At 75.0% G+C, this 15,160-nt stretch carries 13 protein-coding genes; 3 read left to right on the forward strand and 10 right to left on the reverse strand.

Annotated features, from left to right (window positions below; translation table 11 throughout):
• Nucleotides 1-78 precede the first annotated feature (78 nt).
• A complete protein-coding gene (locus tag ACEQ2X_RS08630) occupies nt 79-777 on the reverse strand; it encodes a hypothetical protein (RefSeq protein WP_370325397.1) in 699 nt (232 codons plus the stop codon).
• Nucleotides 778-966: 189 nt separating this feature from the next.
• Between ACEQ2X_RS08630 and ACEQ2X_RS08635 the strand changes: the two genes are divergently transcribed.
• The gene (locus ACEQ2X_RS08635) at nt 967-1,512 is read left to right on the forward strand and encodes a DUF427 domain-containing protein (protein WP_370325398.1); all 546 of its coding nucleotides are present in this window, start codon (nt 967-969) and stop codon (nt 1,510-1,512) included.
• Nucleotides 1,513-1,537: 25 nt separating this feature from the next.
• Here the strand turns inward: ACEQ2X_RS08635 and hutI are convergent, their stop codons facing one another.
• Genes hutI through hutH form a run of 5 tightly spaced genes read right to left on the reverse strand, consistent with a single transcriptional unit; the run spans nt 1,538 to nt 7,953 of the window.
• Entirely contained in the window at nt 1,538-2,746 is a 1,209-nt protein-coding gene (gene hutI, locus ACEQ2X_RS08640) for an imidazolonepropionase (protein WP_370325399.1), read from the reverse strand.
• Nucleotides 2,743-4,143: a formimidoylglutamate deiminase gene (locus ACEQ2X_RS08645; RefSeq protein ID WP_370325400.1), complete on the reverse strand. Its 1,401-nt coding sequence runs from the start codon at nt 4,141-4,143 to the stop codon at nt 2,743-2,745. Before ACEQ2X_RS08645 ends, hutI begins: the two co-directional genes overlap by 4 nt.
• A complete protein-coding gene (def, locus tag ACEQ2X_RS08650) occupies nt 4,140-4,721 on the reverse strand; it encodes a peptide deformylase (RefSeq protein ID WP_370325401.1) in 582 nt (193 codons plus the stop codon). Before def ends, ACEQ2X_RS08645 begins: the two co-directional genes overlap by 4 nt.
• Entirely contained in the window at nt 4,718-6,394 is a 1,677-nt protein-coding gene (gene hutU / locus ACEQ2X_RS08655; protein ID WP_370325402.1) for a urocanate hydratase, read from the reverse strand. The genes def and hutU overlap by 4 nt, the downstream gene beginning before the upstream one ends.
• Nucleotides 6,395-6,414: 20 nt before the next feature.
• Nucleotides 6,415-7,953, reverse strand: coding sequence for a histidine ammonia-lyase (gene hutH / locus ACEQ2X_RS08660; RefSeq protein ID WP_370325403.1), 1,539 nt, complete (start codon nt 7,951-7,953; stop codon nt 6,415-6,417).
• A gap of 60 nt (nt 7,954-8,013) precedes the next feature.
• Between hutH and ACEQ2X_RS08665 the strand changes: the two genes are divergently transcribed.
• Complete coding sequence (locus ACEQ2X_RS08665) at nt 8,014-9,327, forward strand: rhodanese-like domain-containing protein (protein ID WP_370325404.1); 1,314 nt, start codon at nt 8,014-8,016, stop codon at nt 9,325-9,327.
• 33 nt (nt 9,328-9,360) lie between these two features.
• Nucleotides 9,361-10,098 (forward strand): TSUP family transporter, encoded by a 738-nt coding sequence (locus ACEQ2X_RS08670; RefSeq protein WP_370325405.1) that lies wholly within the window; start codon nt 9,361-9,363, stop codon nt 10,096-10,098.
• Here ACEQ2X_RS08670 and ACEQ2X_RS08675 read toward each other — a convergent pair whose 3' ends face one another.
• From ACEQ2X_RS08675 to ACEQ2X_RS08690, 4 genes are all read right to left on the reverse strand, one after another.
• Nucleotides 10,099-10,632, reverse strand: a complete 534-nt coding sequence (locus ACEQ2X_RS08675; protein WP_370325406.1) for a DoxX family protein — start codon at nt 10,630-10,632, stop codon at nt 10,099-10,101.
• 73 nt (nt 10,633-10,705) lie between these two features.
• Nucleotides 10,706-11,539 carry an amidohydrolase family protein gene (locus ACEQ2X_RS08680; RefSeq protein WP_370325407.1) on the reverse strand — a complete coding sequence of 278 codons (834 nt, stop codon included), beginning with the start codon at nt 11,537-11,539 and terminating at the stop codon, nt 10,706-10,708.
• A gap of 14 nt (nt 11,540-11,553) precedes the next feature.
• Complete coding sequence (locus ACEQ2X_RS08685) at nt 11,554-11,955, reverse strand: cytochrome c (RefSeq protein ID WP_370325408.1); 402 nt, start codon at nt 11,953-11,955, stop codon at nt 11,554-11,556.
• Nucleotides 11,956-11,985: 30 nt separating this feature from the next.
• Nucleotides 11,986-15,117: a glycoside hydrolase family 3 C-terminal domain-containing protein gene (locus ACEQ2X_RS08690; RefSeq protein WP_370325409.1), complete on the reverse strand. Its 3,132-nt coding sequence runs from the start codon at nt 15,115-15,117 to the stop codon at nt 11,986-11,988.
• Nucleotides 15,118-15,160 lie beyond the last annotated feature (43 nt).

The raw sequence follows: 15,160 nt of genomic DNA on the forward strand, positions 1-15,160 counted from the left end.
ACGGCGAACGGCCCTCCCGTGTGGGAGGGCCGTGTCGGTCCTGGGGGCCGGACGCGGGGTCCGGCGGGGGGTCTGTTGCTAGACGGTCGCCAGCTCCTGCGGCGAGGACTCCGACTCCCGGGACACGCTGTCGTCCTTCTTCGCGGCGGCCCAGATGAGGCCGGCGCCGGTGGCGATGAAGGTGAGGCCCAGTCCGGCGAGGAGGCCGGCGACGCCGAGGCCGAGCTGGAGGGTGGAGGCGGTCACGGTGCCGACGCCGAGCTCACCGAAGAGGCCGTGTGCGGTGCCGGTCCAGGCCATCTCACGGGCGGGCCCTTCGATGGGGTGGGAGCGGTCGAAGTCGGTCCAGTAGCGGCCGTCGACGGCGAAGTCGTAGCTGCCGGCTTCGAAGACCTCGCCGTTGTACTCCACGTCCTCTTCGAGCACGACGGTCTGGGTGCCGTGGAGCACGTGGTAGCCGACGGTGGCCATCTGGTACATGTACTCCGTGGCGGTGTTGACCAGCGGGTCGTTGGGGTCGAGGTCGGATTCGACGACGGGGTAGCCCCACTCCTCGGTCAACAGGTCCAGGATCGCCTCGGCGCCGGCGGTCTCGCCGCGGTCGACGAGTTGGCCGTCCTCGTTGTAGGTGAGGGTGACGTTCTGGGCTTCTGAGAAGCTCTGCAGGCTGTCATAGCCGGCGGACACCTGGGTGTAGGCGTAGATGCCGCCGCCGATGAAGGCGATGCCGATGGCGGCGAGGACGACGCCGAGGATGCGGATGCGGGACGCGATCATGACGGTGGACCTCCTCGTAAGGTCCCAGGTCTCCGGTCTGGTGTGGTTGGTGGGGTGTGGTGGAGACACCATCAGCATCGACACCCGGCCGGAATGTCGACAGGCCGCACAGCCCCCTCCCCGCGGGACCCTCGACCCCACCCGGCACGGACCACACGACCCGGGCCCCCGGGGGCTAGGGTGCACCGCGTGGACGCTCCGGAGTGGCTGCGCGCGACGCGCGACAGGTGGACGAACCGCGGGCAGGCGCGCCCGACGTTCGCCGACGAGCCGGGACCCGGGCAGGAGTCGGTGTGGGACTACCCGCGCCCGCCGATCGTGGTGCCCGAACCCCGCCTCGTCGAGGTCGTCGACGGCGCCGATGGCCTGGTGGCCCGGTCCACCCGCGCGGTCCGGGTCCTCGAGACGGCCAGCCCACCGACGGTCTACGTGCCGCCGGACGACGTCGTCGACGGTGCGCTCGAGCCGGTGGACGGATCGAGCCTGTGCGAGTGGAAGGGGCAGGCGTCCTACCTGGCCCTCAGCGGCACCGACCACCCGGTCGCCTGGTGCTACCCGACGCCCTTCGACGGCTACGTCGAGCTGGCCGGGTGGGTCGCCTTCTACCCGGGCCGGGTCGCGTGCACCCTCGACGGCGAGCGGGTGCGCCCCCAGCCGGGGGGGTTCTACGGCGGCTGGGTCACCGACGAGGTGGTCGGTCCGTTCAAGGGGGATCCCGGCACCAGCGGCTGGTAGTCGCCACCCGGTCGAGTCGCACCCGTCACAGGTCCCCCGAGACCTGGTGGCCGCCGACGAACGTCGCGGCGACGAGCGGCATGCCGGGCCGGTACGCCAGGTGGGAGGGGTGGGGGGCGTCGAGGACCACGAGGTCGGCCGCGGCACCCACCGACAGGGTGCCGGCACCGGCGATCCCGAGCGATCGCGCGCCGCCCGCGGTCGCCGCCCAGAGGGCCTCGTCGAGGGTGAGGTGGCAATCGCGCACGGCCAGCGCGATCACCAGCGGCATCGACGAGGTGTAGCTCGATCCCGGGTTGCAGTTGCTGGCCAGCGCGACCGTGGCGCCCGCATCCACGAGCCGACGCCCGTCGGGGTAGGGCTGGCGGGTCGAGAAGTCCGTCGCGGGCAGCAGCGTGGCGACCGTCGCCGAGCCGGCGAGGGCCTCCACGTCGGCGTCGGACAGGTGGGTGCAGTGGTCGGCCGAGGCGCAGCCCAGCTCGACGCCGAGCTGCACGCCGGGCCCGGCGCTGAGCTGGTTGGCGTGGATCCGCGGCACCAGCCCCGCCGCGATGCCCGCCTCCAGCACCGTCCGCGACTGGTCGGCGTCGAACGCGCCGACCTCGCAGAACACGTCCACGCTGCCGGCCAGCATCGCGCAGGCGTCCAGCACGTCGCCGACGACCAGCTCGACGAAGGCGTCGGCGCCGCCGGGGAACCCCGGCGGGGTGACGTGGGCGCCGAGCAACGTGGTGTGCGGCGTGACCTCGCGGGCCAGGGACAGCAGCCGCGCCTCCTGGGACGGCGTCGCGCCGTAGCCGGACTTCACCTCGACGGTGGTGGTCCCGCCCGCGCGCGCCTCGGCGATCCGGCGGGCCAGGCCGGCACGCAGCTCGTCGTCGGACGCCGCCGTCGTGGCGGCGATGGTCCGCGCGATGCCGCCGGCCTCGTAGGGCGCGCCGGCCATGCGGGCGGTGAACTCCTCGCCCCGGTCGCCCGCGAAGACGAGGTGGGTGTGGCTGTCGACGAAGCCGGGGATCACCGCGCGGCCGCCCACGTCGACGCGGCGGTCCGCCGGCGGGGCGGAGCCGGTGCCGACCGCGAGGACCCGCCCCTCCCCCGGTCGGTGGGACTCGATGACCAGCCAGGCATCGTCCAACCCGCAGCCGGCGCCGGGCATCGCCGGGTGCGCCTCGCCGTGCAGCGGGTCGTGGGTCACGAGCCGGGCGATCCCGGTCAGCGCGACGGTGCTCATGGCCGGGGCTGTCCGCTGACCGCGGCGATCGCGCCGGTCAGCTCCGCGGGCACGTCGAGGTCGACGTGCCGGCCGTCTCGGACGGTCCACCGCCCGCCGACCATCACGTCGGTGACGTCGGCCGCCGTGCCGGCGAAGACCACGCCGTCGAGCAGGTCGGTGCGGGGCAGGCCCGCGAGGCGCACCGACCCGAGCCCGACGACGCACAGGTCCGCGAGCATGCCGGGCGCGATCCGGCCGGCATCGGACCAGCCGAGGCTGTGGGCGCCGCCCTCCGTGGCAGCCGCCATCAGCACCGACGCCGTCAGTGCGCCGCGATCCCGGCTGACGAGACGCCGGTCGAGCTCGAGGGCCCGTGCCTCCTCGAGCAGGTCGACGACGGCGTGGGAGTCGCTGCCGAGCGCGAGGCGCGCCCCGACGCGGTCGAGGCGATCCCCTGCGACGACGCCATCGGCCAGGTCCCGCTCGGTCGTCGGGCAGGCGCACACCGTGGCGCCCACCGCACCGAGCGCCCGCACGTCGTGGTCGTCGAGCCAGACCCCGTGCACGGCGGTGAACGTCGAGGACACCAGACCGGCGTCGGCCAGCAGCTGGACCGGGGTGCGGCCGTGGACGGCGCGCGCGGCCTCGACCTCGTCGGGCTGCTCGGCGACGTGGGCGTGGACCACGGCCGGGGCGTCGACCACCCCACCGGCGTGGACCAGCGCGGCGACGCGGGACAGGGCATCGGGCGGCACCGCCCGCACCGAGTGCACCGCCGCGCCGACGCGCCACGACCGTCCCTCACCCCCGCCCGGGTGCCCCGCGAGATCGGCGACCCGTGCCGCCCACTCGTCGGCCGACCCGTCGCTGAACCGCCCCTGGATCGGCGTCAGGCCCGGTGCGTCCGGCGTCGCACCCACCGCGCCCGTCAGGTACAGGGTGTCGAGCAGGGTCAGGCGCACACCCGCCTCCCCGGCGGCGGCCACGATCGCGCGCCCCATCGCGTTGGCGTCGGTGTACCGGACCCCGCCCGCGGCGTGGTGGAGGTAGTGGAACTCCCCGACGCAGGTGATGCCGGCCAGCGCCATCTCGCCGAAGGCGGCGCGGGCCAGCGCGTGGCAGGTGTCGGGGTCGAGCACCTCGGCGACCGCGTACATCTGGTCCCGCCACGTCCAGAACGACCCGCGGGTCCGCTGGGTGCGGCCGCGCAGGGCGCGGTGGAACGCGTGGCTGTGGGCGTTCACCAGGCCCGGGAGGACCAACCCCGCCAGGCGGGTGCCGGACGCCGGCAGGTCGGCGGCGCCGACGACCACCTCGGCGATCCGGTCCCCGTGGATCGTGAGCGCCACGTGGTCGTGGATCGTGCCGTCGACCAGCGCATGGTCGCAGCGGAACCGCTGCCCGGTCGACGTCACGTGCCCGTCCTGGCGTTGAGCGCTGCGGCGCGGGCCTCGAACGCCTCGGAGTGGAACCGCTGGTAGTTGTCCCACGTCGTGAACGTCGCGGGGTCCGTGACGCGGTCGAGGAAGACGTGCCCGTCGAGGTGGTCGACCTCGTGCTGGAACGTCCCGGCGGTGAGGCCCCGCTGGACGGCAGCGCGGGCGGTGCCGTCGCGGTCGGTCCAGCGCGCCTCCACCGCCACGTGCCGGCGCAGCTCACCGCGCAGCCCGGGCACCGACAGGCAGCCCTCGTTGAGCACGACCTGCTCGTCCCCGACGGGGGTGAGGGAGGGGTTGACCAGCACGGTCAGGGGGATGAGGGGCTTGTAGGGGTACCGCCGGTGGGTCCGCTCCGCGGTGACCTCGACCACCGCGATCCGGAGGGACGACCCGATCTGCGGCGCGGCGATCCCCGCCCCGTCGGCGTCGCGCATCGTGTCGATCAGGTCGTCGACGAGCTGCTGGACCTCGGCCGTGCCCAGCTCGGCGGCCGTGACCGGCGTGGTGGGCCGGCGCAGCACCGGGTCGCCGACGTGGACGAGCGGGCGGATCACGTCGTCCCGCCGTCCCGCACGGCGGGATCGAGCGGGATCCGCACGCCGCGCTCCCGGGCGACCTCGACCGCGCGGCCGTACCCGGCGTCGGCATGCCGCATCACCCCCGTGGCCGGGTCGGTGGTCAGGACCCGCTCGAGCTTCTCGGCGGCGAGGTCCGTGCCGTCGGCGACGCAGACCACACCGGCGTGGATCGAGCGGCCGATCCCGACGCCGCCGCCGTGGTGGATGCTGACCCAGGTGGCACCCGACGCGGTGGTGGCGAGCGCGTTGAGGAGGGGCCAGTCCGCGATCGCGTCGGATCCGTCGACCATGCCCTCGGTCTCGCGGTAGGGGGAGGCGACCGACCCCGAGTCGAGGTGGTCGCGGCCGATCACGATCGGGGCGGACACGGCCCCGCTGCGGACCAGGTCGTTGAACACCTGCCCCAGCCGGGCGCGCTCGCCGTAGCCGAGCCAGCAGATCCTGGCGGGCAGCCCCTGGAAGGCGACCTGTTCGGAGGCCCGTCGGATCCAGCGGGCGAGCGCCTCGTCGGTGGGGAAGGTCTCGAGGACCGCGCGGTCCGTCACGGCGATGTCCGCCGGGTCGCCGGACAGCGCCACCCAGCGGAACGGCCCCTTCCCCTCGCAGAACAGCGGCCGGATGTAGGCGGGGACGAACCCGGGGTAGTCGAAGGCCCGGTCGAACCCGCCGAGCCGCGCCTCGGCCCGCAGGGAGTTGCCGTAGTCGAACACCTCCGCGCCGGCGTCGAGGTAGCCGACCATCGCCGCGCAGTGCCGGGCCATCGACGCGCGTGCCCGACGGGTCAGCTCGGCGGGGTCCTCGGCGGCCATGCGGGCGGTCGCCTCCGGGGTCAGGTCGACCGGGACGTAGCTGAGGGGGTCGTGGGCGGACGTCTGGTCGGTGACGACGTCCGCGGCGAACCCCCGCTCGAGCAGCGCCGGCAGGACCGACGCGGCGTTGCCGACCAGCCCGACGGACAGCGGCCGGCGGTCGTCGCGGGCCCGCTCGCAGCGGGCGACCGCGTCGTCGAGGTCCTCGGTGACCTCGTCGAGGTAGCGGGTGGCGACGCGGCGGCGGGCTCGCTCGGGATCGACCTCGACGACCAGCGCGACCCCGTCGTTCATGGTGACCGCGAGCGGTTGGGCACCGCCCATGCCCCCCAGCCCGGCGGTCAGGGTGATCGTGCCGGCGAGGGTGCCGCCGAAGCGCCGGCGGGCGATCTCGGCGAAGCACTCGTAGGTGCCCTGCAGGATCCCCTGGGTGCCGATGTAGATCCACGACCCGGCGGTCATCTGGCCGTACATGGTCAGGCCCTGGCGCTCGAGCTCGCGGAACGTCTCCCAGTCCGCCCAGTCCGGCACCAGGTTCGAGTTGGCGATCAGGACCCGTGGCGCCCACTCGTGGGTGCGGATGACGCCGACCGGCTTGCCGGACTGGACCAGGAGGGTCTCGTCGTCGGCCAGGTCGGTCAGGGCGGCGACGATGCCGTCGAAGGCGGCCCACGACCGGGCGGCGCGACCGGTGCCGCCGTACACGACGAGGTCGTCGGGCCGTTCGGCCACCTCGGGGTCGAGGTTGTTCATGAGCATCCGCAGCGGCGCCTCGGTCTGCCACGAGCGGGCGGTGAGCGCGGTGCCGCGGGGGGCGGTGACCGTGCGGGCGGTGGACATGGCAGCTCCCTCCTGGGCCTCTAGCGACCCTCGACGTGCCGGCGGGCGGTGGCGAGGGCGGTGCCGTCGGCCACCAGCGCCTCGACGGCGGCGAGGCGGGGGGCCAGGTGGCGGTCCGGACCCGGACCGCCGGCGACGTCGACCACCCGCTCGGCGACCGCGCCCGTGGCCGCCGCGGCGCGCAGGGGTGCGCGCAGCGCGATGGCGTGGGCGGCCGCCAGCAGCTCGACGGCGAGGACGCGGCGGACGTCGGCGACGGCGGTCCGCAGCTTCCGGCAGGCGCTCCACCCCATGGACACGTGATCCTCCTGCCCGGCGCTCGTGGAGAGCGTGTCGACGCTGGCGGGGCTGGCCAGCCGACGGGTCTCGGCCACCATCGCCGCCTGGGTGTACTGGGCGATCATCAGGCCGGAGTTCACGCCGGCGTCCGGGCTGAGGAACGGTGGCAGCCCGCTCGACCGCGCGGGATCGAGCAGCCGGTCGGTGCGCCGCTCGCTCAGGGCGGCCAGGTCGGCGGCGGGGATGGCCAGCAGGTCGGCGGCGTAGGCCACCGGTGCGCCGTGGAAGTTGCCGCAGGAGGCCACGCGCGCGTCGGGGAGCACGACGGGGTTGTCGACGAAGCTCACGAGCTCGCGGTCGGCGATGCCGGCCGCGACGTCGAGCAGGTCCCGCCCGGCGCCGTGGACCTGTGGGGTGCAGCGGATCGAGTAGGCGTCCTGGACCCGGCCGGGGTGGGCGCGGTGGGACGCCACCAACGGGGATCCGTCGAGGAGGGCCCGCAGGTTCGCGGCGCTGACCTGCTGGCCGGGGTGGGGGCGCATGGCGACGAGGTCGGCGGCGAAGGCCCGGTCGGTGCCGAGCAGCGCCTCGGCGCTCATGGCCGCGACGACGTCGGCGACGGCGTAGAGGTCCCGGAGGTCCGCGAGCGCGAGGACGAGCATGCCGAGCATCCCGTCGGTGCCGTTGATCAGCGCCAGCCCCTCCTTCGGGCCGAGGGCCAGCGGTGCGAGTCCCGCATCGGCCAGTGCCCGCCCGGCTGGGACGCGCCCGTCCGGCGTGTCGACCTCCCCCTCACCCAGCAGGGCCAGGGCGACGGCTGCGAGCGGGGCCAGGTCGCCGCTGGCGCCGAGCGAGCCGTGCTCGTCCACCACGGGCGTGAGGCCCGCGTTGAGCAGGCCGCACATCGCCTCGACGACCTCGAGGCGGACGCCGGCGTACCCCATCGCCAGGCTGCGCGCTCGCAGGAGCACCATGGCGCGGACGACCTCGGCCTCCACCGGCGTGCCCATCCCCGCCGCGTGGGACCGGACCAGCGCCAGCTGCAGCTCCGCCAGCCGGTCACCCGGGATCACGGTGTTCGCGAGCGCCCCGAACCCGGTCGTCACGCCGTACACCGGCGCCTCCCCGGCCGCCAGCGCGGCCAGGACGGCCGCCCCCCGCCGGATCGCGGCGACCGCGCGGTCGCCGAGCACGACGTCACGGCCCTCGCGCGCGACGGCCACGACGTCCACGGCGGCGATGCCGTCGTCATCCAGCACGATCGGTGGGGGTGCACGCATGGGGTGGACGCTAGCGGCTCCGACGCGGACGTGATGGCGTCCGGACAAAATGTCCGTACAATGCGTCTCGCCACCGACGGCGAGGTGGCGGTCGTGATCGATCCCCAGCGGGACCACGACCGCGTGCTGGCGATCACCGGGGCCCGCGGCCTGCGGATCACCCACGTCCTCGAGACCCACATCCACAACGACTACGTGACGGGCGGGTACGCGCTGGCCCGGGAGGTCGGCGCCACCTACGTGGTGTCCGCTGGGGACGAGGTCGCGTACGACCGCGTACCGGCGGAGGACGGTGACGTGCTCCAGGCCGGGCGCATGCAGATCCGCGTGCTGTCCACCCCCGGCCACACGTTCACGCACCTCTCCTACGCCATCGCCGTCGGCGACGAGGCGCCCGCGGTCTTCTCGGGCGGGTCGCTGCTGTACGGCTCCACCGGACGGCCGGACCTCCTCGGGACCGAGCACGCCCAGGCGCTCGCCCGCGCGCAGCACCGCTCGGCCCACCGCCTGCTCGACGAGCTCCCCCGCGCCGCCGCGCTGTTCCCCACCCACGGCTTCGGCAGCTTCTACTCGGCCACCCAGTCCGAGGAGGACTCCTCCACCCTCGAGCGCGAAGCCGCCACCAACCCGGCGCTGACCACCGACGAGGACGCCTTCGTCGCCGAGATCCTGGCCGGTCTGGACGCCTACCCGGCCTACTACGCCCACATGGCGCCGGCCAACGCCGCCGGGCCGGCCGCCCCCGACCTGTCACCGCCGACGCCGGCCGAACCCGCCGAGATCCGACGGCGGCTCGACGCCGGCGAGTGGGTGGTCGACCTCCGCACCCGGACGGCCTTCTCGACCGGGCACGTGCGGGGCACGATCAACCTCGGGCTCGACGGCAGCTTCATCACCTACCTCGGGTGGCTGATCCCCTGGGGCACCCCCGTGACGCTGCTGGCGGAGACCGCCGAGGACGTCGCGCAGGTCCAGCGCGACATGGCCCGGATCGGCATCGACCGACCGGCGGCAGCCGCGACCGGAGGTCCGGCGGACTGGACCGGCGGCGCGGTCCTCGACCAGCAGTCCACCGCGACGTTCGCCGACCTCGCTGCGGCCGCGGTGCGGCCGGTCGTCCTCGACGTCCGCCGCGACCTCGAGCGGCAGGGGTCCCACCTCCCCGGGTCCCTGCACATCCCCCTGCAGGACCTCCTCGCGCGCCTCGACGAGGTCCCCGAGGACGTCGAGGTCTGGGTGCACTGCGCCGCGGGGTACCGCGCGTCGCTCGCCGCCTCGCTGCTGCGCCGCGCCGGCCGGCGGACCGTCCTGGTCGACGACGAGTTCGACCGCGCGGTGGCGCTCGGGTTGACGACCACCGTCGCCGCCGCCTGACCACCGCTCCCGACCGACACCGGAGGAGACCCCATGCGCATCGCACCTGCCCAGCTCCGCAGCCGCGACAGCTCCCGCATCCTCGACGTCCGCACCCCCGCGGAGTTCGGGTCCCTGCACATCCCGGTCGCGCAGCTGGCCGAGGGCGGCATCACGTCCTGGGAGCGGGACGGCGGCGGACGTCTCGCGGAGTACATCCCGGGCACCTGGCTGCTGATCGCCTTCGGCGTGATGATGGCCGTCACCGCGGTCGCGATGCTCCGTGGTCGGACGGAGGTCGATGCCGCAGGGGCGCCTCGTGAGCTGCCGGTCGGCAAGGTGGTCGTCGAGGGCGTCGTGGTCGGCCTCGTGACCGGTCTCGTCGGGGCCGGCGGCGGGTTCCTGGTCGTCCCCGCCCTGGCGCTCCTGGGCGGGTTGCCGATGTCCGCGGCGGTCGGCACCTCCCTCGTCGTCATCTCGATGAAGTCACTGGCCGGCCTGGCCGGCTACCTCCACAGCGTGAGCATCGACTGGCCGCTCGCCGCCGGCGTCATCGCCGCCGCGATCGTCGGCAGCGTCATCGGCGAGCGGGTCGTCCGCCGCGTCAGCCAGGAGCAGCTTCGAGTCGCCTTCGGCTGGTTCGTGGTGGTGATGGCCGTCGTCGTGCTCGGCCGCGAGCTGCCCGCGTGGATCGTGACGTCGCCGATCACCTGGGCGGCGGTGGCCCTCACCGCGCTGGTGGTGCTGGTCGCCCGACGGTCGCCCGCGGCTGGCACGGACGCCGGCCGCTGATCATCCGCCGTCCGCCGGCGGGTCGCCGCGCGAGGCCCAACGGGCCCACCCGCCGGCCACGCCGAGCACGAGCGCGGCGAGGCCGGGCAGGACGCCCCACAGCGCGTCCAGGCCGAGGACGTGGTCGAGCGAGGCGGCACCCGGTCCGGTGATGGCCACGGCGGTGGCGACGACGATCAGGTACCCGTTGAGCTCCCAGCCCTTCGAGACCGACCAGAACCCGCCGTCGGCGTTGTTGACGAACGCCGCCGTGGTCATCGTGCCGATCATCGCCGCCGCCGCGAACGGGGTGAGCAGCCCGAGGGCCAGGCCGAGGCCCCCGACGACCTCGCCGCCGCCGGCCATGACCGCGGCGGTCCGGCCGTCGCCGAAGCCGAGGGAGCGGAACCAGCCGGCGGTGCCGTCGATCCCTCCCCCGCCGAACCAGCCGAAGAGCTTCTGGAAGCCGTGCAGGCTGAACGGCACGCCGACCAGCACGCGCAGGACGAGCAGCCCGACGGCGGGGTCGGCGAGTCCGACGTCGGCCAGGTCCATCGATGCGCCTCCCGGGATCGCCTGGCGCCCGGTCCGGGCACCGCGGTGACCGTAGCCGCCCGGCGTGCGAGGGTCAGTCGCGGGCCGGCGGCGCCGAGGATCCGCCGAGGAGCCGCCGCGCGTTGCCACCGGTGATGGCATCCAGCACCGCGTCGGGCACCCCCAGCCCGGCGAGCCGGTCGAGCGCCGCACCCGCGTCCACGGCCACGTTGGGCGCGTCGGACCCGAACAGCAGCCGGTCGCCGAGGCGCACGGCCGTGGCGGCATCCAGGGCGGGCAGCCGGTCGATCACCGGGGTCAGGTCCGCCCACACGTTCTGGTGGGCATCCATGACGGCGGTGGCTGCCGCCTCCGCCGGGGCGCCGAGGTGGGCGATCACGAAGGTCGTGGCGGGGTGGCGGGCGGCCGCACGCGCCAGTGGCGCCATCTCGCCGGCGCCGGTGGTCCCGTCGATGGCGTGGCCGGCGTGCACCACGACGGGCAGGCCGCGGGCGCCGGCCACGTCGAGCGCGCCCGTCAGCGCCGCGTCGTCGGCGTCGTAGCGACCCACCGAGCAGTGCAGCTTCACGACACGTGCACCCGCGTCCGCCGCGCGGGCGACGTCACCGGCCGGGTCGGGGTCCCCGGGGTGGGCGGTGCAGCCTGGCACGACCTCGACGGGGTGATCCGCGAGGTCGCGGGCCAGGGCGACGACAACGGCGTTCAGGTCGGCGGCCACACCGGGTCGGTGCGCGTACGGCAGCGTCCACGCGGACGCGATGCCGACGGCGGCCAGGCGGTCGAGCACGGTCCGGTGGTCGAGGGGGTACGCCAGCGTCGCCGGCAGGTGCGCGTCGAAGAACCCCCGGATGGCCGCGGCCAGTCGGGCGGGCAGCAGGTGGGTGTGGGTGTCGACGACCTGTTCCACGGGCGGCGAGGGGCCTACTCGATCAGGCCGGCCTCGCGCTGCTGCGCGCGGACCCAGGCGACGATGTCGGCGACGTCGGCGTCGCTCAGGCTCGGTACGGGCGGCATGGGCCCGAAGTCCCAGTGGTGGGCGGGCACGCCGTTGCGCACCGCGGAGAGGAACGCCGCGTCCGCGTGGTGGGAGGGGACGTAGATGTCGGACAGGAACGAGGGGCCCCGCGCCGTGCCGCTGGCGTCCTCGCCGTGGCAGACCGCGCAGCTCCGGGCGTACTGGTCCTCACCGGCGGCGACGTCGCCGGTCCCGGCGAGGACCGGGTTCGGCGCATCGGCGGCCGGCTCCGCCCCTCCCCCTCCACAGCCCGCGAGGACCACCAGGGCCAGGGCGAGGACCGTCAGCGCAGGCGTGCGGGATCGCATGCTCGCAGGGTAGCGATGGCGCGACCCACCTCATGCAGGTCGGCGCAGCTGGTCCGCGATGACAGCCTCCACACCCGAGCTGATCGCCGCCGGCCCACCGGCGATGCGGACGGCGGCGAGGCCGTCGGCGTGCGCGGCCAGCCAGTCGCGGCTCGCCGCGCCCCCGTCGGGGTCCTGGCCGTCGACCAGCAGGACCAGCCCGGCGGCGGCACCCGCGGACAGGCCGTCTGGCCAGTCGCGCCCCGTCGCCAGCCACCCGACGTCCGACGCCGCCCCGTCGGCGATCGCCGCATCGGCCGCGGCGGCGGAGGTGGCGTAGCGGTCCCCGCCGGCGATGCGGCTGACGTCGCCGGCCCGCTCGTCGACCTCCGCGGCCACGTCGTCGGACACCGCGTCCGTGCCGCCGACGATCCGGACGTCGACGTCGTCGTCGAGCCTGGCCGCCGTGGCAGCCGGCAGCGCGTCCCGCGTGGCCAGGAGGATGGGGTCGGCGAGGGCGCCAGCGCTCAGCGCGTCCGGCCACCCGCGACCGGGGTCGGCGTGCGCCCCCTCCACGAGGGTGACCCTGCCGGTCGGGGGCAGCTCGTCGACGACCAGGCCCGCCGTGGCGAACCGGTCCTCGCCCCCGACGCGCCGCCAGGTGATGCCCTCCGCCTCGAGGTCGTCGGTGACCTGTGACGAGACGGCCGCCTCGCCGCCGAGCACCACGACCTCCCGGGTCCCGCGGTCGCGCAGCGCGCTCGCGGCCGCTGCGGACAGGCCGTCCGGGGCGGTCAGCAGCAGCGGTGCGTCGAGGTGGGCGGCGAGCGGCACGCCGGCCAGTGCGTCGGCGTAGCCCGCAGCGGTCGCGAGGACGGCGACGTCCGCGTCTCGGTCCGACGCCCCGGCGATCGCGGCGGCGGTGGCGACGCGGTCCGGACCGCCGTGGCGGGTGATCGACGTGCCGATCGGGGCCGCCTCGGGGCACTCGGCGTCGATGGCGAGGACGGCCTCGTCGACGATGTCGCGGGACGACCGGCCCAGTCGGATGCCGTAGCAGCCCGGCGCGACGCGCCAGTCACCGGACCCGACGTCGTAGTAGGAGAGGTCCCGCTCGTCCAGGGCGAGGGTCACCGTCGCCGTCTCGCCCGGCGCCAGGTCGAGCCGGGCGGTGCCCTTCAGCTGCTGGGGCGGCTGGACGACGTCGTCGCTCGGCTGGGGCATGGCGACGTAGACCTGCGGGACGGCCCACCCGCGGCGGTCGCCGGTGTTGGTCACCGTGAAGGTGATCGTCGCGCCGGCCGCGGACCCGGGCGCGCGGGAGAGGCTGAGCTCGGAGTGGTCGAACGTCGTGTAGCTGAGCCCGTGGCCGAACGCGAACGCGGGCTCGATGTCGTTGGCGTCGAAGTGGCGGTAGCCGATCAGCACACCCTCGGAGTAGATGGCGGTCTCGGCCACCCCTGGGTACCGCGTGGGATCACCCGCGGTGGGCAGGTCGTCTGCGGAGTCGGGGAACGTCGCCGGCAACCTCCCGCCGGGGTCGACGTCGCCGAACAGCACGCGGGCGAGGGCCGTGCCGCCGTTCTGGCCCGGGTACCACATCTGCAGGATCGCGGCGACGTCGTCGCGCCACGGGGTGAGCACCGGCCCGCCTGCCTGGAGGACCGCGACGGTCCGCTCCTGGGCGGCCCCGACGGCGCTGATCAGCGCGTCCCGGTCGATCCCGTCGGTCTGGTCGGCGTCGAGCGTCGGCGCGGACTTGTCCCTCCCCTCGGTCATCGCGTCGCCCACCACGACGAGGGCGACGTCGGCAGCCGCAGCCACCTCCGCCGCGGCGGCGGGGTCGCTGCCGTCGTGGGTCACGACACGGTCGCCGCCCAGCCGCTCGACGAGGGCGTCGAGGGGCGTCGTGGTCGTGTACGCGTCGATCGCCGACGACCCGCCGCCGTCACGGATCACGTCGGCCTCCGGTCCGATCACCGCGAGGGTCCCGATGGCGTCGGCGTCGAGCGGCAGCAGGTTGCCGTCGTTGCGGAGAAGGACCATCCCCTCGGCGGCGAGGTCCGCGGCGACCTCGTGGTGGGCCGCGGTGTCGATGCGGGACTCGTCCTCGACGTACGGGGCGCGGTCGAAGACGCCGAAGGCGAACATCGTGCGGAGGATCCGGTGGACGTGGAGGTCGATCACGTCGATGGTCACGGCCCCGGTCGCCAGGGCCGCCTGGAGGGCGACGGGGTTGTAGACGAGGCCGGGCCAGATGTCGAGGTCCAGACCCGCCTGCAGCGACGCGACCGTGTCCTTCGCGGCGCCGTAGTCGGTCAGGACGAACCCCTCGAACCCCCAGTCCTCGCGGAGCACCTCGGTCAGCAGGAACTCGTTCTGGCAGGCGTAGTCGCCGTTCACCCGGTTGTAGGCGCACATCACCGTCCCGACGCCGCCGTCGCGGACGGCGGCCTCGAACGGCGGCAGGTAGATCTCGCGCATGGTCCGCTCGTCGACCTGGGCGTCGAGCGTCATGCGGCTGCCGATCACCCCGACGCCGATCGGGGCGCCGGGCACCGACACGCCGATGCCTTCCTGGTTGTTGACGGCGTAGTGCTTGACGTTGCCGATGACGCCCTCGGACTGCACCCCGCGGGTCCAGTGCTCGGCCATCAGCGCGGCGAGGTGGGGGTCCTCGCCGAAGTACTCGAACGTCCGGCCGTTGACGGGGGTGCGGAGCATGTTGACGGCGGGTGCGAACACCACGTCGTTGCCCTTGTTGCGCACCTCGTCGCCGATGACCGCGGCGTGGCGCGCCGCGGCCTCGGGCGAGAAGGTGGAGGCGAGCGACATCGGCGAGGGCATCTGGGTGGCCTGGCCCTGGCGCGTCCCGACGGGTCCGTCGGAGAAGTGGAGGGTCGGGATGCCGAGCCGCTCGATCCCCTCGCTGGTACCCGTGTGGGTGCCCTCCTGCCCTGCGGCGCCGGCGAGCTCCTCACCGGCGAGCAGCGAGATCTTCTCCTCGGTGGTCATCGCGGCGAGCAGCAGGTCGGCCCGCTCGTCCGGGCCGAGCGACGGGTCGCACCACGGGCGGTCGGTGGGGTCGGCGCAGGGGCTCGTCGGCTCCTGCGCGGACGCCGGGACGACGGGGAGGGCGGTGAGGGTCAGGGCGAGCAGGACGGCTGCGATGCGGCGGGTCATCGGCGGGTGGCTCCTCGGCGTGGATCGGTCGGTCTCCGCGATG

The organism is Euzebya sp., from assembly GCF_964222135.1.
GTDB lineage: Bacteria > Actinomycetota > Nitriliruptoria > Euzebyales > Euzebyaceae > Euzebya.

Coding starts and splice junctions, on each gene's coding strand:
- ACEQ2X_RS08630 (WP_370325397.1), bottom strand. CDS start 777: ATGATCGCGTCCCGCATCCGCATCCTCGGCGTCGTCCTCGCCGCCATC.
- hutI (WP_370325399.1), bottom strand. CDS start 2,746: ATGAGCACCGTCGCGCTGACCGGGATCGCCCGGCTCGTGACCCACGAC.
- hutU (WP_370325402.1), bottom strand. CDS start 6,394: ATGTCCACCGCCCGCACGGTCACCGCCCCCCGCGGCACCGCGCTCACC.
- hutH (WP_370325403.1), bottom strand. CDS start 7,953: ATGCGTGCACCCCCACCGATCGTGCTGGATGACGACGGCATCGCCGCC.
- ACEQ2X_RS08665 (WP_370325404.1), top strand. CDS start 8,014: ATGCGTCTCGCCACCGACGGCGAGGTGGCGGTCGTGATCGATCCCCAG.
- ACEQ2X_RS08670 (WP_370325405.1), top strand. CDS start 9,361: ATGCGCATCGCACCTGCCCAGCTCCGCAGCCGCGACAGCTCCCGCATC.
- ACEQ2X_RS08675 (WP_370325406.1), bottom strand. CDS start 10,632: ATGGACCTGGCCGACGTCGGACTCGCCGACCCCGCCGTCGGGCTGCTC.
- ACEQ2X_RS08685 (WP_370325408.1), bottom strand. CDS start 11,955: ATGCGATCCCGCACGCCTGCGCTGACGGTCCTCGCCCTGGCCCTGGTG.
- ACEQ2X_RS08690 (WP_370325409.1), bottom strand. CDS start 15,117: ATGACCCGCCGCATCGCAGCCGTCCTGCTCGCCCTGACCCTCACCGCC.